The organism is Agrobacterium sp. GW821-FHT02D03 (assembly GCF_059421725.1).
The window spans coordinates 2,763,872-2,785,950 of sequence record NZ_JBWKVN010000001.1 but is presented as its reverse complement, the minus strand read 5'-3'; the positions used below and the strand labels follow the sequence as shown (position 1 = coordinate 2,785,950).

General features: G+C 56.9%; 20 protein-coding genes and 1 tRNA gene. 15 read left to right on the top strand and 6 right to left on the bottom strand.

Features of this window, described 5'->3' with window-relative positions; all coding sequences use genetic code 11:
* Positions 1–18 precede the first annotated feature (18 nt).
* Positions 19–396, top strand: coding sequence for a hypothetical protein (locus AC07U5_RS13245; protein ID WP_113178703.1), 378 nt, complete (start codon positions 19–21; stop codon positions 394–396).
* 19 nt (positions 397–415) lie between these two features.
* On the opposite strand, the gene yihA is transcribed toward AC07U5_RS13245, so the two are convergent.
* From yihA to rpmH, 4 genes are read right to left on the bottom strand one after another with little or no spacing between them, the layout of a single operon-like run.
* Positions 416–1,063 (bottom strand): ribosome biogenesis GTP-binding protein YihA/YsxC, encoded by a 648-nt coding sequence (gene yihA / locus AC07U5_RS13240; RefSeq protein WP_062427081.1) that lies wholly within the window; start codon positions 1,061–1,063, stop codon positions 416–418.
* Entirely contained in the window at positions 1,060–2,874 is a 1,815-nt protein-coding gene (gene yidC, locus AC07U5_RS13235) for a membrane protein insertase YidC (RefSeq protein ID WP_443267331.1), read from the bottom strand. The genes yihA and yidC overlap by 4 nt, the downstream gene beginning before the upstream one ends.
* The gene (gene rnpA, locus AC07U5_RS13230) at positions 2,874–3,257 is read right to left on the bottom strand and encodes a ribonuclease P protein component (protein WP_062427079.1); all 384 of its coding nucleotides are present in this window, start codon (positions 3,255–3,257) and stop codon (positions 2,874–2,876) included. Before rnpA ends, yidC begins: the two co-directional genes overlap by 1 nt.
* A 31-nt stretch (positions 3,258–3,288) precedes the next feature.
* The gene (rpmH, locus tag AC07U5_RS13225; protein ID WP_010972613.1) at positions 3,289–3,426 is read right to left on the bottom strand and encodes a 50S ribosomal protein L34; all 138 of its coding nucleotides are present in this window, start codon (positions 3,424–3,426) and stop codon (positions 3,289–3,291) included.
* A 365-nt stretch (positions 3,427–3,791) separates the two neighbouring features.
* Here rpmH and AC07U5_RS13220 point away from each other — a divergent pair, with 365 nt between their 5' ends.
* The 13 genes from AC07U5_RS13220 to AC07U5_RS13160 all read left to right on the top strand — a co-directional run bounded on the left by AC07U5_RS13220 (position 3,792) and on the right by AC07U5_RS13160 (position 19,706).
* Positions 3,792–5,801: a methyl-accepting chemotaxis protein gene (locus AC07U5_RS13220; RefSeq protein WP_494723204.1), complete on the top strand. Its 2,010-nt coding sequence runs from the start codon at positions 3,792–3,794 to the stop codon at positions 5,799–5,801.
* A gap of 273 nt (positions 5,802–6,074) precedes the next feature.
* Positions 6,075–7,496, top strand: coding sequence for an ATP-binding protein (locus AC07U5_RS13215; protein ID WP_494723303.1), 1,422 nt, complete (start codon positions 6,075–6,077; stop codon positions 7,494–7,496).
* A 217-nt stretch (positions 7,497–7,713) separates the two neighbouring features.
* Positions 7,714–7,790, top strand: a tRNA-Arg gene (locus AC07U5_RS13210).
* Between the two features lie 868 nt (positions 7,791–8,658).
* Positions 8,659–9,273 carry a hypothetical protein gene (locus AC07U5_RS13205; RefSeq protein ID WP_113225651.1) on the top strand — a complete coding sequence of 205 codons (615 nt, stop codon included), beginning with the start codon at positions 8,659–8,661 and terminating at the stop codon, positions 9,271–9,273.
* Positions 9,270–10,019, top strand: coding sequence for a hypothetical protein (locus AC07U5_RS13200; RefSeq protein ID WP_494723203.1), 750 nt, complete (start codon positions 9,270–9,272; stop codon positions 10,017–10,019). Before AC07U5_RS13205 ends, AC07U5_RS13200 begins: the two co-directional genes overlap by 4 nt.
* A 281-nt stretch (positions 10,020–10,300) precedes the next feature.
* Complete coding sequence (locus AC07U5_RS13195) at positions 10,301–11,059, top strand: hypothetical protein (RefSeq protein ID WP_494723202.1); 759 nt, start codon at positions 10,301–10,303, stop codon at positions 11,057–11,059.
* Between the two features lie 625 nt (positions 11,060–11,684).
* Positions 11,685–13,226 (top strand): hypothetical protein, encoded by a 1,542-nt coding sequence (locus AC07U5_RS13190; protein ID WP_162686413.1) that lies wholly within the window; start codon positions 11,685–11,687, stop codon positions 13,224–13,226.
* A gap of 41 nt (positions 13,227–13,267) precedes the next feature.
* The gene (locus tag AC07U5_RS13185; protein WP_062599229.1) at positions 13,268–14,047 is read left to right on the top strand and encodes a class I SAM-dependent methyltransferase; all 780 of its coding nucleotides are present in this window, start codon (positions 13,268–13,270) and stop codon (positions 14,045–14,047) included.
* A 255-nt stretch (positions 14,048–14,302) separates the two neighbouring features.
* Positions 14,303–15,634, top strand: a complete 1,332-nt coding sequence (locus AC07U5_RS13180) for an alpha/beta hydrolase (protein ID WP_494723201.1) — start codon at positions 14,303–14,305, stop codon at positions 15,632–15,634.
* A 67-nt stretch (positions 15,635–15,701) separates the two neighbouring features.
* Complete coding sequence (locus AC07U5_RS13175; protein ID WP_494723200.1) at positions 15,702–16,754, top strand: 4-hydroxyproline epimerase; 1,053 nt, start codon at positions 15,702–15,704, stop codon at positions 16,752–16,754.
* Positions 16,755–16,889: 135 nt separating this feature from the next.
* Entirely contained in the window at positions 16,890–17,930 is a 1,041-nt protein-coding gene (gene pyrC, locus AC07U5_RS13170; protein ID WP_440598397.1) for a dihydroorotase, read from the top strand.
* Positions 17,931–17,995: 65 nt separating this feature from the next.
* Positions 17,996–18,694: an orotate phosphoribosyltransferase gene (locus AC07U5_RS13165; RefSeq protein ID WP_113178691.1), complete on the top strand. Its 699-nt coding sequence runs from the start codon at positions 17,996–17,998 to the stop codon at positions 18,692–18,694.
* An 85-nt stretch (positions 18,695–18,779) separates the two neighbouring features.
* Positions 18,780–19,706 (top strand): carbohydrate kinase family protein, encoded by a 927-nt coding sequence (locus tag AC07U5_RS13160; RefSeq protein WP_112358731.1) that lies wholly within the window; start codon positions 18,780–18,782, stop codon positions 19,704–19,706.
* Positions 19,707–19,721: 15 nt separating this feature from the next.
* Here AC07U5_RS13160 and AC07U5_RS13155 read toward each other — a convergent pair whose 3' ends face one another.
* Together AC07U5_RS13155 and AC07U5_RS13150 are read right to left on the bottom strand one after the other, a co-directional pair.
* On the bottom strand, positions 19,722–20,360 hold the full coding sequence (locus tag AC07U5_RS13155) for a CatB-related O-acetyltransferase (protein ID WP_494723199.1): 639 nt from the start codon (positions 20,358–20,360) through the stop codon (positions 19,722–19,724).
* A 119-nt stretch (positions 20,361–20,479) separates the two neighbouring features.
* Complete coding sequence (locus AC07U5_RS13150; protein ID WP_343106590.1) at positions 20,480–20,932, bottom strand: Lrp/AsnC family transcriptional regulator; 453 nt, start codon at positions 20,930–20,932, stop codon at positions 20,480–20,482.
* A gap of 116 nt (positions 20,933–21,048) precedes the next feature.
* Here AC07U5_RS13150 and AC07U5_RS13145 point away from each other — a divergent pair, with 116 nt between their 5' ends.
* Complete coding sequence (locus AC07U5_RS13145) at positions 21,049–22,017, top strand: nucleoside recognition domain-containing protein (RefSeq protein ID WP_494723198.1); 969 nt, start codon at positions 21,049–21,051, stop codon at positions 22,015–22,017.
* Positions 22,018–22,079: the final 62 nt, after the last annotated feature.

The window sequence follows — 22,079 nt, the reverse complement described above, 5'->3', positions numbered from 1 at the left end:
AGCGGAGTTTGAAGAAGAATGGCCTTGCCGGATAAGGATATGCGCGGCGGTTTGAAGGATCAGGTGCTTGCGGGCAAATATGTGCTCGGCGCGCTGCCGGAAGACGTGAAAGCCGAGCTTGCCGAAAGGGTTCGCAAAGACCAGCAATTCGCCACCATCGTGCGGCGCTGGGAAGACAATCTTGCCGAAACGGAAGTGCGCGAACAGCGCACCTTCGCGTCCTATGTGGATGCCTCTATGGATCACGCGCTTCGCCGTTCGGACGACAAGCTTCATCGCAGCATCTATGGCCGCTTCGCCATCCTCACAGCTCTGTGGAACTCCACGCGCTTCTGGCGGATGACGACACTTGCGGCCTTTCTGTGGGCCGCGGTGCTGCTCTTCACCGCCGTTTGAGCATTTCGACCGTCAACCGTCAGGGCTGCGGATAACCGACCGTTTTCAGGATCTCGGCGCGCAATTCATCGAGCCCAGCCGATTTTTCCGATGACGTTGCCAGAACTTCCGGATAGGCCGCAGGGCGCTTTTTGATCTTCTCCAGCGTCTCGCTGATGAGGCGCGGAACGGCAGGTTCCTTGATCTTGTCCGTCTTCGTCAAAACGATCTGATAGGAGACGGCCGCCTTGTCGAGAAGGCTCAAGACGTCTTCGTCATTCTTTTTGATGCCGTGACGGGAATCGATCAGCACATAGACGCGCTTCAACGTTGCCCGGCCACGCAGGTAATCGAAGACGAGCTTTGTCCAATTATCGACCTGATCCTTGGGCGCCTGTGCGTAGCCATAGCCCGGCATATCGACCAGCGCCATCGGCGGCAGATCGTCTCCGGCGCCGGAATAGCCTTCCGGTACGAAATAGTTGAGTTCCTGCGTGCGGCCCGGGGTATTCGAGGTGCGCGCCAATCCCTTGTGGCCGACGAGTGCATTGATCAACGAAGACTTGCCGACATTCGAACGCCCGGCGAAAGCGATTTCTGCCGGGCCTTCGGGAGGAAGGAACTTCATGGCCGGAACGCCGCGGATGAAAATCCACGGCCTTCCGAAGAGGGGCTTGTCAGCCGTCATTTGGATTGCACCGGCTTTCGCTTGAACACCCCTTTGAGGTTGTCGAAGAGCTCGATCTTGGCGCCGTGGCGCTTCATGATCACAGCCTGCTGCGAGATAGACAGGGTGTTGTTCCATGCCCAGTAGATCACGAGACCCGCCGGGAAGGACGCCAGCATGAAGGTGAAGATCAGCGGCATCCAGGTGAAGATCATCGCCTGGGTCGGATCGGGCGGCGTCGGGTTCATGCGCATCTGCAGGAACATGGTGATGCCCATGATGATAGGCCAGACGCCGATCATCAGGAAGTGCGGCACGTCATAGGGCAGAAGACCGAACAGGTTGAAGAGCGATGTCGGATCTGGCGCAGATAGGTCGTGAATCCAGCCGAAGAAAGGCGCGTGACGCATTTCGATGGTGACGTAGATAACTTTGTAGAGCGCGAAGAAGACCGGGATCTGCAGAAGCATCGGCCAGCAGCCGGCAATCGGATTGATCTTCTCTTCCTTGTAGAGCTGCATCATCGCCTGCTGCATGCCCATGCGGTCATCGCCGAACTTGGCCTTCAGCTCCTCGATCTTGGGCTGCATGCGCTTCATATTCGCCATGGAGGCGTATTGCTTGCTGGCAAGCGGGAAGAACAGGAGCTTGACGACGATGGTGGTGAGCAGGATCGCCACGCCGAAATTACCAAAGTAACGGAAGAAGAAATCCATCAGTTTGAACATCGGCTTGGTGATGAAGTAGAACCAACCCCAGTCGATCAAGAGATCGAACTTTGGAATGGAATACTGCTTCTCGTACCGATCGACCAGCGGCACTTCTTTCGCACCGGCAAAGATCATGTTCTTCAGTTCGGTGGACGCGCCGGGCGCAATGGTCACGGCATCGCTGCGATAATCGGCCTGATAACGCGGCTGACCATCGGTGAAGTGCGAGTAGCGGGTTTCGACGGCCTTGTCCTGTGGCGGAACGATCGCTGCTGCCCAGTACTTGTCGGTGATGCCGAGCCAGCCGCCGGTTGCCTTCGGCAGGATATAGGGCTGTTCCTCGACCTTCTTGTAGGTCTCTTCCGTCAGGCTGCCATCAGCACCGGCAACGCCCAGGAAGCCTTCGTGGATAACGAAGACGGGCGGGGTGATAGGCTTATTGTTACGCGTGATGCGGCCATAGGCCGAAAGCGTGATCGCGTCCTGACCGGGGTTCTCGATCTTGTCGGTGACGGTGACCATATAGTGATCGTCGATCGAGATGGTGCGGTTGAAGACCACGCCCTTGTCGTTGGTGTAGGAAAGCGTGACCGGCGTCGTCTCTGTCAGCTTCGCGCCGGCCGGTGCGGTCCAGACCGTGGTCGGGCCAGGCACGGAGCCAACGCCCTCATTGCCGATATAGCCGAGTTCGGTGAAGTAGCCGTCATGCGTCTCGGCAGGCGAGAGGAGCGTGATGATCGGGCTCGAGTCATCCACCGTCTCGTGATAGTCCTTCAGACGAACGTCATCGAGACGCGCGCCCGTCAGGTTGATGGAGCCGGCAATGGCATTCGTGTCGATTTCGACGCGCTGGGTCTTCGCCAGCGCCTCGGCGCGAGACAGGGTCCCTGCCTGCTGGCCGCCGGTGGCGGGCGTCGTGCCACTCGGCGTCGTTGCCGGTGCAGCAGTGCCGTCGGCAGGCGCCGTCGTGGTCTGCGTCTGTTGCGTCGCCTGCTGCGCCTGGCGTGCCTCTTCGGCGCGGCGCTGCTGCTCGATACGCGGGTTCATGTAGAGAAACTGCCAGGCAAGTACGATGACAACCGAAAGGGCGATCGCGATAAAGTAATTGCGGTTTTTTTCCATCATTCTTTCCTGGAGCGGGTCTCCCGGGAGCGTCCGTTTTTCGCGCGTCCCTCGATCCGCTCTATGAGCAAGTTTTCCAGTACGGCGAAGTCGGTATTCAATGCGTCCCTTCGGGCGACAATCACATAGTCATGCCCGGGTTTCATTGCAAACCCGGCAGAAAGCCTGACGGCTTCCCTGAGGCGGCGACGCATACGGTTGCGCTCCACCGCGTTTCCCTGGCGTTTCGTGACGGTAAAACCGACCCTGGGTTCGGTTTCAGGAGCCTGTCGATCCAGGACCTCCAGAAGAAAAGTGCTTCCGCGCCTTTTCTCGCCCGCCTGAACGGCAAGGAAATCCGGCCGGTTTTTCAACCGACCGGGCATTTTCTTCTTATCTGTCATCTGCCGCGACTTTCATCGGGCAACCACTTGATTAAGCGGACAGACGTGCGCGACCGCGAGCGCGGCGAGCTGCAAGAACCTTGCGGCCGCCAGCTGTAGCCATGCGGGCACGGAAACCATGACGGCGCTTGCGAACAAGCTTGGACGGTTGGAAAGTACGCTTCGACATTTATTTAATACCGCGGGGTGCGGCCCTTCTTGACTTTGCCCTTAAGGGCAAGAGCGTTTCGACTAATGCCCGGAAAGCCATCATAGACTGCAAAATGCCCGGACGTGCGGGCTTATAAGGGCTTATGGCCCGCAAAGTCAATTGCAGAACCGCATCACGCACTCGACGCGCGCGAACCCCTCGAAGCCCAGCTTTTCCTGACGCTATCTCTATCAGGTTTCCATGACGGCTTTTTCCAAAGATTTTGGAATATAAGTAAAATCTGAAATTGTTTCTTAATTGACCTTCAATAACGTTGTCGTGACCAGACGGCTGGGAGCCTCGCTCTCCGGTCGTGGGGGATCTGGAATACGGGGGAGTTCGCAGTGAAAATTCGAAGCAAGATCAATCTACTCGTTGGCTTTTTGAGCCTTGTGGCCTGTAGTATTGGTGGCCTTTCAATCTACGCCATCAACAAATATCAGGCACACACCGTCGCTCTCGATGCCGTTGCAGATCGTGCTCGTTACGGCGAAACTCTCAACAGGCTGGTGACCGCTGTCGTTATGGAAGCCCGTGGCGTGTACGCGGCAAAGGACATGGCGGCGGCGGGAAAGTTCGCCGAGGGCATCATCACCAACCTCGATGCCATGTCCGCACTTCTTAAGGAATGGAAGCCGCGGGTTCCGGCCCATCAGGCCGCTGCCTTCGATAACATCGAAAAGCGCTTTGCTGAGTTTCGCGCCTTCCGCACCGAGACCGCCCGCCTTGGCCGCGAAGTTGGCCCTCAGGAAGCAAGCGTCCAGGGCAACAACGAAGCCAACCGAGAAAACCGCAAGGCCTATCAAGGCGAAATCGACGCAGTTGTGAAGGGCGATCTTAAAGATCTCGATGCGATCAAGTCGGAGATCGACGCCTTCGGCCAGTTTATCTTCCTGGTCGTCGCGCTTGTCACTGTCACCGGTGTCGGAGCCGGAGCCATCATCGGCCTTTATGTCGGCTCCAAGCAATTGAGTGCGCCGATCCTAAACGTCTCAGCAGTAATGAAGTCCGTCGCCGAAGGCAACCTTGAGGCCACAATCCCCTATCTCGACCGTAAGGATGAGATCGGCGAGATGGCGGCCGCAGTCGAAATCTTCAAGCGTAATGGCCTGGAGGTGCGGCGTATGAATGCGCAGGAAGCCGCAATGCGTACCAAAAGCGACGATCTACAGGCGGGTATGGCGGATGTGGTGGGTGCAGCCGCACAAGGTGACTTCAGCCGCCGCATCACCAAGGATTATGGTGACGACAACCTCAACCGTTTTGCAAAGACCATCAACGATCTTCTCGGCAGCGTCGATAGCGGTGTCTCCGAGGCGGGTCGCGTCATGGCCGACCTCGCGCAGGGTGATCTGACGCGCGCCATGAACGGCAACTTCCAAGGCGTCTTCGCCGAGCTTCAGGCCAATATCAACGACACGATGGCCAAGCTGAAAGTGACAATGGCGGAAGTGCAAGAAAGCACAGAAGGCATCAATGGCAATGCCAATGAGTTGCGCTCCGCGGCTGACGATCTGTCCAAGCGCACCGAGCAGCAGGCGGCAGCCTTGGAAGAAACCTCAGCGGCCCTTGATGAGATTACCGCCGTTGTGAAGAACTCCACCGCGCGCGCTCAGGAAGCAAGCGCCATGGTGTCGGAGACCAAGGAAAAGACGACCCATTCCGCGAAAGTCGTTCGCGACGCGGTCACCGCGATGGGCCGGATCGAGCAGGCATCGCGCGAAATCAGCCAGATCATCAACGTCATCGATGAGATCGCATTCCAGACAAACCTCCTGGCTCTGAACGCGGGTGTTGAAGCCGCGCGTGCAGGTGAAGCAGGCAAGGGCTTCGCGGTCGTTGCACAGGAAGTGCGCGAACTCGCGCAGCGCTCCGCCAACGCCGCAAAGGATATCAAGGCGCTCATCACCAAATCTGGAGAGGAGGTCGGCAGTGGCGTGACGCTCGTTCGCCAGACGGGTGCAGCACTCGAAGACATCGAGACGCGCATCTTGAGCATCAACGACCACATCCATTCCATCGCCACAGCGGCGCAGGAGCAGGCAACTGGTCTGCAGGAGGTCAACACCGCCATCAACCAGATGGATCAGGTGACCCAGCGAAATGCCGCAATGGTCGAGGAAACCTCCGCTGCGACCCATAAGCTGAGCGGCGAGGCGGCAACCCTGGTCTCACTGGTCGGTCGCTTCCGCCTTGGAAACGAAGCGTTGCAGACCCAAAGATTTGCGGCCCCAGCCCGACCGTCTTCCGTACCAGTGGCGTCTCCAGCACGTAAAATGATGGGTACTGTGGCCCGCGCCTTCAGTGGCTCCGCTGCGATTGCGCAAAACAGGGATGAGTGGCAGGAGTTCTGATCACCGCTTCGTTTATGCCTAAGCCGAGCGCCGCCTTCAGGGCGGCGTTTTCTGTTTTGCCCATCGAATTGTGTATCCGACTTGCATCCGTTTGAAATTTCGCTTCGAATCCTTATGATATCTCGAAATGACGCTGTTTGCCGAATTGGACGCCGCCAAGGCTTCTGACCGCTGGCCGGCAGACCAACAGGAAAAGCCCTGGTGTTTTCAGCACTCAGAAACCGGATGAATGGCGAGCGGGAGGATGAGGCCACGAGCCGCCCCCTGCGCGAGATGCCTGGCCTGACCCAAGGGCTGTCCGGACGCCTGCTTCTGTTGACGATCATTTTCGTCATGATCGCCGAAATTCTGATCTTCGTGCCCTCCGTCGCCAATATGCGCCTTGCCTGGCTGCGCGACAGATTGAACACCGCCGCTGCTGCGGGCGTGGTGATTGACGGTCTTCAGACGGAACTTCCCCGAAGCGTGCAGAACGACACGCTGCTCGCCACCGGCGCAAAGCTCATTGCACTCAAGAAGGATGGCACGTCCACGCTTCTCGCCGCCACCGAGGTGCCGCCGAGCGTCGACGATCAATACGACCTGTCGGACGTCTCGCAACTGCAAGCGGTGCGCGATGCCTTCTCGGTCCTGCTCTTCGGCCAGAACCGCGTCATCCGTGTCTTCGATGTGATCGGCGACAGCAACATGATCATCGAAATCGTGATGAGCGAGAACAAGCTGCGCGCCGCGATGATCGCCTATGCCGGCAACGTGTTGATGATTTCGGTGGCGCTGTCGTTGATCACCGCAAGCCTGATCTTCGTCTCCATCAACCGCATCCTGATCCGCCCGATCCGGCGCCTGACTGTCGGCATGCAGACCTTCTCGGAGCGACCGGACGATCCTGCGAGCCTGTTCAAGCCGGAAGAGGGGACCGATGAGCTGGCGGTTGCCGGACGCCATCTTGCCGATATGCAGGTGCAATTGCAAAAGACGCTGCGACAGCAGAAGAACCTCGCCGATCTGGGTCTGGCCGTCTCCAAGATCAACCATGACATGCGCAATATTCTGGCGTCCGCCCAGCTCATGTCGGACAGGCTGGTCGATGTCGAAGATCCCATGGTCCGCAGCTTCGCGCCAAAGCTTCTGAGAACCATCGATCGCGCCGTCGGTTACACGAGCGAAGTGCTCGCCTATGGCCAGGCAACCGAAGGCGCGCCAAGACGCCGCATGATCGAGCTTGGCGAAGTGGTTCAGGATGTCAAGGACATCCTCGCCATCGAACCGGAAAGCGGGATCGAATTCGTCGATAGCATCCCGGATAGCCTGACGATCGATGCCGACAGCGAGCAACTGTTCCGGGTTCTCTACAATCTCTGTAAAAACAGCGTGCAGGCGCTGCAGCAGGCAAGCGGGTCCGATTATCCGACCAAGCGCCTCACGATCGCCGCCCAGCGCAACGAAGATATCGTCAGCATCGTCATCGACGATAACGGCCCCGGTATGCCGCAGAAGGCGCGCGAAAACCTGTTCTCTGCCTTCCGTGGCTCCGCACGCTCCGGCGGAACCGGCCTCGGCCTCGCCATCGCCCGCGAGCTTGTGCTGTCCCACCGCGGAACGATTGCCCTTGTCGAAAAGGCCGATCGCGGCACGCAATTCCGCATCGAAATCCCCGACCGCCCACAGCCCGGATCGACGGCCGCCACGACCTAGTTTTTTGCCGTTCGTGGTTCCTCTCGAAGGCGCCAACACGCTATCCCTTTTTCATCGCGAATTTGACGCAGAAATCAGAATCGCCGAAAAACCCTTTATTTTCAAAGAACTGTAAAATTCATTGCAGGAAAATGACGATTTAAAAACAAAATCGCTTGCATTCGAAGGTAGGACGTTTTAGAGGATCGCCACGCCAGCAGAACAGCTTCTGCGGCACGCACCCGTAGCTCAGCTGGATAGAGCACCAGACTACGAATCTGGGGGTCAGGAGTTCGAATCTCTTCGGGTGCGCCATTTTTTTCCTAATGCATTGTACTGCCAAAAAATCTACGGTTTCAGGACCTTAGCGCAAGCCCTCTGCTACACTTCGGTTAGGCACAAGGGTTTCGAACTCATGGCAGGAATCGCCTACATGCCGGAGGTGTCCCGGATCAGGCATTTATCAATTCCTGAAAGAGGCTCCCCAGAGAGTTAGGTGGTCAGGTTGCCCTAGATCACATCAAGCGCCATCTCCCTGAGCTAATTAACACCGACACCGGATGCTTCAAGCGAGAGCTCGTGGTTTCTCCGGGCACCAATGATCTACGAGCAGACACCGGAAAGATTTGGCTGAAGCTCGGAAGGCGGCTGCCCTCTTCGAAAGAGCGCGGCGGCTGTTGCTGCAAAGAGATAGAGGCGCGCTCCTCGCACCCGCCTTCGGCCTTGTCCGATGCTGCTACCGTTCAGGCGTGGGCTTTTCGTTCTGTCTTGATAGAGCATGAGAAGACGCGGAAGCAGGGAGATTTTCGTAAGCAGTTACAGACCCCGGACGAGCGGTGCCGATGGCCGGCCCTTGAGCGTATCCGCTTTGGGGCATGGGCATGGAGGCAAGCCACCTCTTAGTCCATGAGGACGGGCTCCGCATCCGGGTTGATGATTACCAAGAGGCGCGGCCCTGCGGGGGTATGTCGAACGCTATGAAGCGACTAAGCTTAGGCAGATTGGCAAGAGCATAACTTTTCGAAGTGGCCTTTGGAGGCTTAGGGCACGCCTCAGGGAATGGCTTCGGAGGAGGGGTGCTATGTATCCGTGTGAAGCACCCTTCTCGCGATCCAGGAAATTGCAAAACATACTACCGAATCGCGCGGTATTGAGGCATCGTAGCTGCGGGAAAGGGGGCTTCATGACCAACGTAAAGCTGCATATTAATATTACTCAGGGTATCATTGACGCTGAGGGAGATCAGGATTTCGTTTGGCGTGTCTATGAAGATTTCAAGGACAGGATTGTTAGCATAAATCCCAGTGCCACCGCTCCTATCGTTGACAATCAAGACGCTTCAGAGGTGACGCCGTCAGCCATCCAAACAACCCAACCGGACAAGCAACGTAAAAAAACAAAGAGGCGTGCGTCCCCTGCGGCAGTGTCTACGGGTGGTAAAGAAAAGTCCGCTCCGGGTATCACCAGCCATAAACCGAGACTTCTTCACGATATGGATACTGGGGGGATCAAAGAGTTCCTGGCCCAGTTCAAGCTGACGAACAACTCCGACATTATTGCTGCAATAGGCAAATTTCTGGAAACCAAGGGACGACCAACGGCCAGCGTCGACGCATATTTCACCTGCTATCACGACGCGTCTATCAAGCCACCTGAGGCGTTCGGGCAAGCATTTGTGACGGCGCGTGGAAACACAAAAGGCTATATTACGTTTACAACCGTTGACGACATTGAGCTTACGATACGGGGACGCAATCGTGTAGATCACGGCGATATCAAAAAGACGGTTGATGCATGAGGCCTGCCGTAACCCGATTCTATGAGAGCATTACCGACCGAGCTTCAGTAGCCGATAGAGACCTAACGTCGTTCTTTGTGTATTTCCTTACGGTGGAGCAAGGTGAGGAGGCCGTAACGGCTAAAAGCGTTGCCCAGTGCTTCTCAACCTGTGACCTCGCGGTTCCTACTAGACTCTCGGCCTACCTGTCGGAGGGGCTGAAGGCCAAGCCACAGCGATATGTAAAGACACCCTCTGGTTACCGTTTGCACCGCGTTTTCAGCGACACACTCTCAGGTCAGTTTGGGTCCAACCGCGTTGTGCTTCAGACCAGTGCAGAGCTACGATCTCTTGAGAAGAACTTTGATGACGGACCCAAAAAGCGTTTCTTGGCGGAGGCTGTTGACTGCTTCGAAGCCAACGCTAACCGAGCCGCCATCGTGATGGTGTGGATACTAGCAATAGATCATCTCTTTGAGTACGTCCTCACTTCCAAGCTTAATGATTTCAACTCGTCGCTGGCGGCAAGTCCAGACAAGAGGATCAAAAAGGCCTCCACCAAGGAAGACCTTTCAGAACTCAAGGAAAGCAAGTTCATCGAGCTTTGCCGCTCAGCAAACATCATTTCTAATGATGTCCGGAAGATACTTGAAGACGCGCTTGGCGTCAGGAACACAGCCGCGCACCCCTCTTCGGTGGAGGTCACACGAAGTAAGGCCATCGCCGTGATAGAGGATCTAATCCTCAACGTGGTCAAGAAGTTCTGACTGAGCCACCTGGTTAACTTCCTGCGTGCTTCAAGCATCCCGCTCAGCCTAAAGCGAGCATGAAGGTACCTGGGGAGGCTCTTTGCTGCGCATCGGGAGTGGCCTAGGGGCACCGGGGGGAAACCCTCGCGGCAGCTGCTACGTGATCACCTCTGAGATATGTGACCCCTGTGTAAGTCGGGACTAGACACCTAGTCCGCCACTGGCAGAAAACTGCAATATAGCATAGCACATCAAATTTCCCCTCGCCCCTACGGGTGCGTGATCTAGAGGCTCCTCGAATGTTGAACTTAGAGCTTACACCCTTAACGCGGTTAACAGAGGCATTCGACGCTGAGCTAAATCTGATGGCAGACCGGGAGAGGGAGGCGGCTCTGGAAGCAAAGTATCTCGCTAGGTTGCAAGAGGCTATCGTTCGAAGAGACAATACCCTTAAGGGTATACTTGGTATCGACGCTTTACTTGCTATCGCAACAGCCGGAAAAACTGTGAGCATCCCCGGCCTCGGGATTAGTATGGCGGACATTCCAGCACTTGTGGAGGTGTTGATTGGGCTGGCATCTATCGCGCTCTACATATGCTCACAGTCGTTTATGAATAGCTTGTGTTACGCACAGCTTCACCATGTATTTAGTAACCGCACGGCGAAGCGCTACGGAATCGATCCGGACTTCCTTGAACTTGCAGATATTACTTCTGAGCCAACACTCAAGATGCTTAGCGCAAAACTAAATATCTGGGGTCCAGATTGGCATATCCCGACGCGCCGCTTTGTAGGTGCGGCTAGGCTGTATGAAATTGGAAACTCTCTGTTCTTCCTGATGCTCCCCATACTTCACTGCATGTTAGTCTCACAGGCGGTCATTCGCGTAATAGCCACTTCAGATATTGGTGCGGTTCACTTAGTTTTCTTTGGATGGGTGATCGTCGCGCACCTGATGGCTCTCTTCGTGTGGATAGTCCCGATGCTGGGATTTAGGTTTACTATCCAGACCCCTACGACAGATGGCGACGAGCGGCTACCTAAAAAACTGGATTGAAGCAAAGAAGAACATTTGTTTTATCTCTATGTCACTGCTACACACATCCCAACTGGATGGCTTGCAACGTATTGTTTTGGTTGAGCTTTTAGGAACTTTACGCGTTTCTCTTCGGGTGCGCCATTTCTTCTTCCTAAAAATATAATTCTCAGAAGTTGAAGCCAGCGCGCCCGATTTGAGTTTCTGGGCGCTTCTTTGGCATTTCGTCTCGACGGTAACGAACGCTGGCGACAGCCCAACGCGTCTCTGTCTTCGCCGCTCGGTTCAAACCACGGTAGACTGCAGCACTTCCTCATTCCTTAGAAAGACATCGTCTCTCTTCCCAGCATCAACATGGTTAGTCTGAGGCAAGCTTTTGGCACTACGACCATTCGATAGTCTAATGATGGGACATCGAATGCTTAACGTATCAGAGAAAATAGCTCCCATTTCCATTGATGCTGATCAATTGCTATCGCGAACGTTCACGTTCAAAGTCGAGCCTCAAAATGGCATCATCAGTGACAATTTTGTATTTCATAAAAACGGATTTCTGATTGGTTACAGTCACGCCAATGAGGCGCATTGGGAGATAGAGGGAAGTTTCCTCAACCTGTTCGATCAGGACGGCAGGATCACCTGCCAGATGTCTCTTTTGTCGGGGCCGGGTGAAGCGATACGTCTTGGCGGGTACTTCCATAACCCGGCGCTGGGATATGTAGAGACGGCCAATTTCCACGTCCTGGAAGAGAACTCTTCCGATAGTCATACCAAGATTCAGAGCTTCGATCTTTTCGACACGCTTGTCGCCAGGCGCTGTTCCGATCCGCTCGAGATTTTCCGCATCGTCGAGCGAAAGTCTGCCGTTGCCGGCTTTGCCGACATGCGCCACAGGACGGAGATGAGCATCTTCGGGCGTCGGACCTATGGCATCGACGATATCTACCTGATCATGATCTCTGAAGGGTTCATCAGCGAGAAGCAGGCGGCCGTCCTGAAGTGGATGGAGCTGGAAGAGGAGTGGGAGCATCTCTTCCCCATCGGCGACGTCGTTGCCCGCGTCGCTGAGAACGACATCGTCATCTCCGACATGTACCTGCCACGACCCTTTATCGAGCGTGTGCTGCGTGAAAAATGCGGGTTGGAGAACAAGCTCTATCTGAGCAACTACGGCAAGCATCATCGCCTGATCTGGCCGGAAATCCTCGGAGAGCACAATCTGCGCACCCATTTCGGGGACAATATCCAGGCCGATATCATCAGCCCATCGTCCTTCGGCATAGACGTGATGCTCGTCAACATTTCCAAGTGGGACCCGAGCGAGCAAATTCTGCATGCCATTGGCCTCGGCGACTATGCGCATGCGGTCCGTGAGACGCGTCTTCGCTCGTTCCACAGAAACATCAATATCCGCCATGCACAACGGGCTCAGGCCTCGATCAACATCCCGTTGATGATCCTCGCCTCCTTCTGGATCAAGGCATGCGCCGAAGAGCGGGGTGTCGACAAGATATTGATGGCGGCGCGCGATTGTAATCTGTGGCAGGAAATGCTCGCGTCTCGCCATTTTGCCCGCGCGAATATGCCGCCCTCTGAATACATCCGCATCTCGCGAGCGGTGTGTTACACGGAATCTCCCGAATACGAGGCCTATCTGCAAAACAAGCTGGGTCTTCGCAACCTTCTCGTCGATTTCGTCGGCACGGGACGATCGCTGGGTACGATCATCGACCGGATGGATCGCAGGGCCACCATAACGCCTTGCATCCTTCTGGGCGAACCGCGCAGCGCCGAAATCGTCGAGACCCTGCCTGAGACGTTCATCCTTCGGGACTTCGGCAGCCATCGTGTGTTCTTCGAGGCGTTGAATGCATCGCTCGATGGATCCACCGTTTTCACGATCTCAGACAATTATCGTCTGACGATCCTGTTGCAGGAAAACGAGTTCAGCGACGTCGTCAAAACGATGATCGTCGAGATGAGGAACACCTTCCAGCATTTCATGCACAATCTTGATCGGATCAATCCGCCTCAGAATGTGCCGTCGCTCGAGGTCTTGCGGCAAGCCGGCGCGGCGATCGTTGACCTTCTACCCGGCTGGAGTCCGAAACTTGCTGCTCTGGCTGCGGAGCAGAAGACCAATCTGATGCAGGGCAACGCCTTTAAAGCAGCTTACGCCGCGCGTTAACGCCCGTTTTCCGTTCACTGTTCGAACATGTAGGATCATACATGCCATTCAAGACGATCTACAATCTTTTGCCGGAAGCGATGCGCGAGAAGGTGTCGTGGGAGAGCAACAAGGTACCGCCATTTCCCAGCATCGATAACACTGTCTCAGGTCAGGTTTGGGCAACCATTCCCGGTGGGCACAAATGGCTGGGTTACTTTCAGGTTTATGACCGCGAGTTCGGACGCTATCACGGCAAGAGCCCGCGCGTTCTGGAAATCGGCGTCTATCGCGGAGCCTCGCTTCAACTCTGGCGCCGCTTCTTTGGCGACGGAGCAACCATCGTCGGTATCGACATCGATGAAAGCTGCACTGCTTTTAATGCTCCTGAACACGATATCCACGTGGAAATCGGCGATCAGAGCGACCCGGCCTTCCTGCAATCCGTTGTTGATAAATATGGCCCATTCGACATCATCATCGATGATGGCAGCCATGTTGCATCTCACCAGATCGCCTCGTTTAATGGTCTGTTTGACAAGGGTCTGAAGGAGACAGGCATTTATTTCGTTGAAGATCTGGAGTGCATGTATTGGGGGCACACAGATGCCTTCAGGGATGCGTCCGTCACGACTGTGGAATTCTTCAAGATGTTGATCGATATCCAGAACAGCATTTTCGAAGACTACACCTACAACGACTTTTCGGTCCAAATTCCTGGGTCCAGAACTCAATATGAGGTCATCGCGCTGGCAAAGTCGATTGCGTCGATCAAATTCGGGCGTGGATTGCTTCTGGTCGAGAAAGCGCCACAAATTCCGCCATTGACGCTGCATCTTTAAGTTCCGCCGCGCAAGCGCTCCAGATGAAATGCAGGCGCTTGCGACAAGAGCCGTGGAGGCGTTAGGTCTCGACGGCTTTTGACGTGCTCTATCGTTAGAGGCGTGAGGGCCACACCAACTCCTAAAAGCAAGCTCTGATAACATCAGTATGACTGGTCTATCGACGGTCCTTCTGTAATAACCGCTGGGGTTGATCGCCGGGCGCGTCTCATATCTGTTGGGAAAATAGCCGCGGCCCTGTCCTGGAGTATCGGAATGGCCGCAAGGCTTGTTGCTTTGGTCACCTTGTTGGCCTTCCTCGCCGGCTGTGGCGGGCGTCCGGTCGGGGTGATGACGCCAACAGGGCAGGTGGTGCAGGGCACGACGCCGGTCAGCCTGCTGGTGGCGACGACACGTGCGCCGGCTGAGGACAAGGCGGTGCTGTTCGGTGGCGAGCGCGGCACGGGTCTGAAGGTGGATGCCGTGACGGTTTCCATTCCTCCGGCTGCCAATCGCAAGGTCGGCCAGGTGCAATGGCCGAAAAAGCTTCCGCCGGATCCGTTGAAGGACTTCACCACGATTTCGGTGGAGCCCGTCACCTCGGCGGCGGATACCCGCAGCTGGATCAAGCGCCACAGCCCGAAGGACCGGCGTGTCCTGGTCTTCGTCCATGGCTTCAACAATCGCTACGAAGAATCGGTCTATCGTTTCGCCCAGATCGTCCATGACTCCGGAACGGACGTCGTTCCGGTCGTCTTCACCTGGCCCTCGCGCGCCAGCATCTTCGATTACAATTACGACAAGGAAAGCACCAACTACTCGCGCGATGCGCTGGAGGAGATGTTGACGCGCCTTGCTAAGGATAGCTCGGTCAGTGACATCACCGTCATGGCCCACTCCATGGGCACATGGCTTGCGGTGGAGGCACTGCGCCAGATGGCAATTCGCAACGGCCATGTTCTGCCGAAGATCAACAATGTGATCCTGGCGGCACCCGATCTCGACGTGGATGTCTTTGGCCGTCAATATGCGAGCCTTGGCAAAGACAAGCCGAAATTCACGCTCTTCGTTTCGCAGGACGACCGGGCACTCAGCCTATCGCGGCGCATTTCCGGCAATGTCGACCGCCTCGGTCAGATCGATCCCGCGGCAGAACCCTATCGCAGCGAGTTGGAAAAGGCTGGCATCACTGTCCTCGATCTGACCAAGCTGCAATCGGGCGATCGCCTCAACCACGGCAAGTTTGCCGAAAGCCCCGAGGTCGTGAAGCTGATCGGCGACCGGTTGATTGCCGGCCAGACGGTGACCGACTCCGATGTCGGTCTTGGCGAAGCGATCGGCGCAGTCGGCATCGGTGCGGCACAGACGGTAGGCACGGCGGCAAGCGTTGCGATCAGTGCGCCAATTGCCGTCTTCGATCCGCGCACCCGCGAGAATTACGGGCGGCAGGTGGAGCGTCTTGGTCGTTCGGTCGAAAACACCGTTGGCTCGGTGGGCGATACGGCAACCAGCGTTGTCGATCCGCAACTGCTCGATAGCGGAAATCGCAGCCAGACGGCTTGCTCGCTGCGCGCCAATCGCAACAACGCGGCCTGCCGCAGTCGCTGATCTGCCAATATACAAACAGTATTTAATCGGCTATGACGGGGAAAATCCCCCACCGGAGTAACGCGCCATGCGCTGGAAACGCACCCTTCAGCTTCTCGATGTCCATTGCGAAGGCGAGATTGGTCGTGTCGCCACCGGTGGCGTGCCGAAAATTCCGGGCGCCACGGTTGCCGAGCAACTGAACTGGCTGAACACCGATCCGAAGGGTGAGGAGCTTCGCCGCTTCCTGACGCTTGAGCCGCGCGGAACGCCGATCGGTTCTGTCAATCTGCTGCTGCCACCCAAGCACCCGGACGCGGATGCTGCCTTCGTCATTCTCCAGCCGGACCAGGCGCATGCAAGCTCCGGCTCCAATTCCATCTGCGCCACGACTGCTCTCCTGGAAAGCGGCATGGTGGAGATGAAGGAGCCCGAGACGATCGTGATGCTGGAAACCGCAGCCGGCCTCGTCAAGGCCACCGCCACCTGCAAGGACGGCCGCTGCGAAAAGGTCAAGCTCACCATGGTGCCGTCCTTCGTGCATGAGCTGGATGTCGAGGTCGACACGCCCGACTGGGGCCACATCCGCATGGATATCTCCTATGGCGGTATTTTTTATGCGTTGGTGGATGTGCGCCAGATCGGGCTCACCATCGACAAGGCCAACGCCGCCAAGCTCGTGGCTGCCGGCATGGTGCTGAAGGATATCGTCAACCGCGATATCCCAGTCGTGCATCCGGAAATCCCAGCGATCTCTGGCGTGGCCTATGTCATGTTCCGCGATACCGAAGAGGATGGCACCATCCGCACCTGCACCACCATGTGGCCGGGCCGGGCCGATCGCTCGCCCTGTGGCACCGGCAACTCTGCCAATCTGGCGACGCTCCATGCGCGCGGCAAGGTGAAGGTGGGTGACACCTATAAGTCTCGCTCCATCATCGGCACGGAGTTTGAGGTCGGTCTTTCTGCGCTCTCCCAAGTAGCGGGAAAGGAAGCGGTCATTCCCACCATTACCGGTCGCGGTTTCACCTTCGGTCTGCACCAGATCGCGCTCGATCCGTTCGATCCGCTGGCGGATGGCTTTGCCATGACCGATGTCTGGGGGCCGCAGGCGGGCTCGATCGGTGAGGCGAAAAAGTAGCCCAAAGTCACGCCAAGGCGCTGTTTTCTTCAGTGGAAAGGTGCTAAGCGGGCCGCACCCCACACATTGTTCTTCGCAAGGTCTTCACGCGCAAACTGCGAGCCACCTTGCACGGACCTGCTTGAGAGGCTGACAATGCAGACGATCACCCTTCGCCGCCCGGATGACTGGCACCTGCACCTGCGCGATGGCGCAATGTTGGAAGGCGTGATCGGCGATACCAGCCGCCATTTCGCCCGCGCCATCATCATGCCCAATCTGGTGCCGCCCGTCGTCACCACGGCGGATGCGCGCGCTTATCGTGAGCGCATCGTCAAGGCCATTCCCGCCGGTGATCGCTTCGAGCCGCTGATGACGCTCTATCTCACCGAGCATACCAGCCCTGACGATGTGGAAGAGGGTAAGAAGAGCGGCCTCATAACTGCCGTGAAGCTCTATCCGGCCGGTGCCACCACCAATTCGCACGGTGGCGTGCGCGATATGGACAAGGCCATGCCGGTGCTGGAGCGCATGGCAAAGATCGGCCTGCCGCTTTGCGTCCATGGCGAAGTAACGACGCCGGACGTCGATATCTTCGACCGCGAGAAGGTCTTCATCGATACGGTTCTTGCACCGCTGCGCAAGCGCTTACCGGAACTGAAGGTCACGATGGAGCATGTGACGACGCGGGACGGCGTGGACTATATCCGCGAGTCGGAGAAAAACCTCGCCGGCTCCATCACCACCCATCACCTCATCATCAACCGCAATGCCATTCTGGTCGGCGGCATCAAGCCCCATTATTACTGCCTGCCGGTGGCAAAGCGCGAGGAACATCGTCTGGCCCTGCGCGCGGCGGCGACCTCCGGCGATGCCCGTTTCTTCCTCGGCACGGATTCCGCTCCGCATGTCGATCCGCTGAAGGAATGCGCCTGTGGCTGCGCTGGTGTCTATACCTCGATCAACACCATGAGCTGCCTTGCCCACGTGTTCGAACAGGACAACGCGCTCGCCAAGCTCGAAGCCTTCGCCTCGCTGAATGGCCCGGCCTGGTATGGTCTTGCCCCCAATGAAGAGACGATCACCCTGGTAAAGCGCGACGAGCCAGTGGCATTTCCGGCGAAGATCGAGACGGGTGCTGGACCCGTCACCGTCTTTGATCCGATGTTCCCGCTCCATTGGGATGTTGAAAACTAACGTTCAAGCTGCCGGTTTATCCGGCAGTTTTTTTATCGATAGCTGACAAAAAGAGGAAGATGCCGATGGCCCAATTCAATTTCACCGATCGCACGGTGGTCGCCGAACTCGTCGCGAAGATGCTGTGGGAAATCAAGGCCGTCCATTTCAACTCTGAAGCGCCTTACACTTTCGCATCGGGCATGAAGAGCCCCGTCTATATCGATATGCGCAAGCTGATCTCCTATCCGCGCATCCGTTCGGCCGTCATGGATTTTGCCGCCGCCAAGATCGTCGCCGATGCTGGTTTCGAGAAGTTCGACTGCGTGGCCGGTGGCGAAACCGCAGGCATTCCTTTTGCCGCTTTCCTGGCCGAACGCCTTGGCCTGCCGATGATCTACTGCCGCAAGAAGCCGAAGGGTCACGGTCGCAATGCGCAGATCGAGGGCCATATGCCGGAGGGTGCGCGCGTTCTGGTTATCGAGGACCTGACCACCGCGGGCGGCTCCATGTTCACCTTCATCGATGCGATCCGGGCCGCTGGCGGTATCGTCGATCACGGTATTGCGCTTTTCTATTACGGCATCTTTTCCGAAGCCGAGGCGCGCTTCGCCAATGGCAATGTAAAGCTGCATTATCTCAGCACATGGCGCAACGTGCTTGAAGCGGCCCGCGCCGAAAAGCTGTTCGATGACAAGACGCTGTCGGAAGTGGAAGCTTTCCTCGACAACCCGCTGCCGTGGTCGGCCCGTCACGGCGGTGTCAGCGAATTGCCGCAATCGTAATTTTGGCTGAACCTTGCCCGGCATATTGACCGGGGCAAGGTGCTGCCGTTAAGCATCTAATCGATTTAGATTTGGAGGAAATCGGATGATCCTGTGTTGTGGCGAAGCCCTGATCGACATGCTGCCGCGTGAATCGACCAAAGGCGAGGCGGCTTTCGCCCCTTATGCAGGCGGCGCGGTCTTCAACACCGCCATCGCGCTCGGGCGTCTTGGCGTCCCATCCGCCTTCTTCTCCGGTATCGCCGACGACATGATGGGCGAAATCCTGAAAGAGACGCTGCGCGCCAGCAACGTGGATTACAGCCTCTGCGCCTTCTCCAATCGACCGTCCACCATTGCCTTCGTCAAGCTCGTCGATGGCCACGCGACCTACGCCTTCTATGATGAAGGTACGGCAGGGCGCATGCTGTCGGAAAAGGATTTGCCGCATATTGGTGGCGAGTGCGAAGCCATGCATTTCGGTGCGATCAGCCTAATCCCCGAACCATGCGGCAGCACCTATGAAGCGCTCCTGGTGCGCGAGCATGAAAAGCGTGTCATCTCGCTCGATCCCAATATCCGTCCGGGCTTCATCCAGGACAAGCAGAAGCACATGGACCGCATCAACCGCATGGCGGCGATGTCGGATATCGTCAAATTCTCGGATGAGGATCTGGCCTGGTTCGGCCTGAAAGGCGATGAAGATACGCTCGCCCGCCACTGGCTGCACCACGGCGCAAAGCTGGTCGTCGTCACCCGCGGCGCCGAAGGCGCTGTCGGCTACACCAAGCAGCTTCGCGTCGAAGTGCCGAGCGAGCGCGTCGAGGTGGTCGATACGGTCGGCGCCGGCGACACCTTCGATGCCGGCATTCTGGCGTCCCTGAAGCTCCAGGGTCTCCTCACTAAACCCCAAGTCGCCTCGCTCACCGAAGACCAGATCGCCAAGGCCCTTGCACTCGGCGCCAAAGCCGCTGCCGTGACGGTATCGCGCGCGGGCGCGAATCCGCCTTGGGCGAATGAGATCGGGCTGTAATTCAACGAGCCAGAATTAATCCGCTGCGTCTCGGAGGCGACCCATGTCACCAGTGGTCAGCGCCTCCAGATTGGCTTCAATCTTCTCCAGCGACCAATCCCACCAGGCGAGTTGAAGCAACCGGGCGATGACGTCGTCGCCATATCGCATTCGAATGATCCCTGCAGGGTTTCCGCCGACGACTGCATAGGGCGGCACCTCGCGAGTGACGACGGATGCGGCAGCGACGATAGCGCCTGAGCCGATGTGAACGCCTGGCATGATGGCGGCATTCTGGCCGATCCAGACATCGTGTCCAACGACTGTGTCCTTGACCGGCAGGTCTTTATAACCAAATGTTTCTGGTTTGAAGATGCGGAAGGGGTAGGTTGTGAACCCTTCCATCGGATGGTTGGCAGAGCTGGTTATGAAGTAACTTCCACGCGCGATCTGAACAAACTTCCCGATGACGAGCCGCTCGCGAACCCCGTGCCCAAGAAAAGGCGCGAGGGTCGAAGCCGTGTCTTCCGGTTTTCCAGAGTGGGTGTAGTAGCTGTAGTCGCCAATCTCCATCCGCGGATGGTCGATGACGTTCTTTAAATAGACAGTGTCCCTGTAGACCGTTCCGTCAGGCAATGTGATCGGATGGATCACCTTCGGATCAAGCAATGCCATCAATTCTTGTCCTGTCAAAATCTAAGATTTACGGTTGGTGGCAAGCTACGAAACGGCCGCTGCTGAATCCATTGCCCAACATGTATCGCCCGAATGAATGTTTTTGATGAGATGAGGGGTTAAACCCGGATCGCCGTTTCCTCTTTCGCTGTCTTGATCACCACCATCGTCACGAAGCGCGCGACATTCGTCTGGTCACGAAACAGCCTGTCGCACAGCGCATCGAACTCCTCCATGTCGGTGAGGCGCAGCATCAGCATCACATCCATATCGCCGGTAATGGCATAGGCATGCGTTATCGCTTCCTCCGCTTTGACGAGGTCAAGAAAGCGACGCATGTGCTGTTCGCCATGCAGCTTCAGTTCCACAGACACCAGCGCCTTGATGCCGCGCCCGGCCTTTGCCGGATTGAGAATGGCAACGATGCGGTCGATGATCCCGGATTTGGTAAGACGCTGAACCCGGCGCAGGCAACTTGATGGAGACAGGCCGACCTTCTCCGCCATCTCCACATTGGTGAGCGACGCGTCGCGTTGCATGAGGTTGAGGATAGTGCGGTCGATCTTGTCCATGAGACGATCATAAGCATGCGGAGGCGGTATGCAATAAAATTGCAGAAAGGTGCAATCTTTGACCAAAAACGCCGCGGGCCGCGGGCTATAGGATGGTGGTGCCTAAGGAGACACCAATGCCGCTCTTTCAATCCCTACTGCTAAAATCCCGCGAGACGCTTGAGATCTATTGGCTGCTGGTCAAGATCACGGTCCCGATCTCGGTGCTGACCGAGGTCCTTTCGCGCTTGGGCCTTGTCGAAGGCATCGCTCCCGCCTTTGCGCCAGCCATGCACGCGGTTGGCCTCCCTCCAGAACTGGGTCTTGCGTGGCTGACGGCTATGCTCGTCGGCATATGGGGTGCGGTGCCCTTGATCTTCACGCTCGTTCCTCTTTCGGAACTCACCACGGCGGATGTCACGGTATTCTCCGCTCTCGTTCTCTTCGCCCATGGCCTGCCTCTGGAACAGAAGATCATCCAGAAGGCCGGTCCCGGCATGGTGGCAACCACGACCCTTCGCATCTTGGGTGGTTTCGTTTACGCGCTTATTCTTCATCACCTCTTGCAGGCCACCGGTTGGCTTTCGGCGCCCGTCGCTCCGGCATGGGTGCCGGACGCGGTCACACCAGACTGGTCGGTTTACGCCTGGGGACTGGCCGAAACCATGCTGATGATGCTGGTCGTCCTGCTTCTCCTGTCATGGAGCCTTGAGGTGTTGAAGATCACGGGGATCCTTGGCCTCATGATGAAGGGCATAGAACCTGTGCTGCGACTGGCGGGCATCAAAGGCGAGGCAGGTCATTTGACAGCCATCGGCCTTTTCTTGGGCATTTCCTACGGCGCCGGGCTTTTGATCCGAGAAGCACGATCAGGCCTCATCAATCCACGTCAGATCTTTCTCTCCTGCGTTTTCATGGGCTTTGCTCACAGCATCATCGAGGACACGCTTTTGATGGTATCGCTCGGGGCCGATATCTACAGCACCTTGATTGGGCGTGTCGTTTTCGCGATTGGCGCGACAGCAGCGCTGGCACTTGTGCTGGCATCCATATCGGATCGAGCCTTCTTCGCCCGGCTCTTCAAAAGCCAGCCTCAGGGAACCTAAGGCGAAACAAAATTCTCCACATTATCGATTACGGAAAATCCAATTCGTTGAAATTCTGTGCA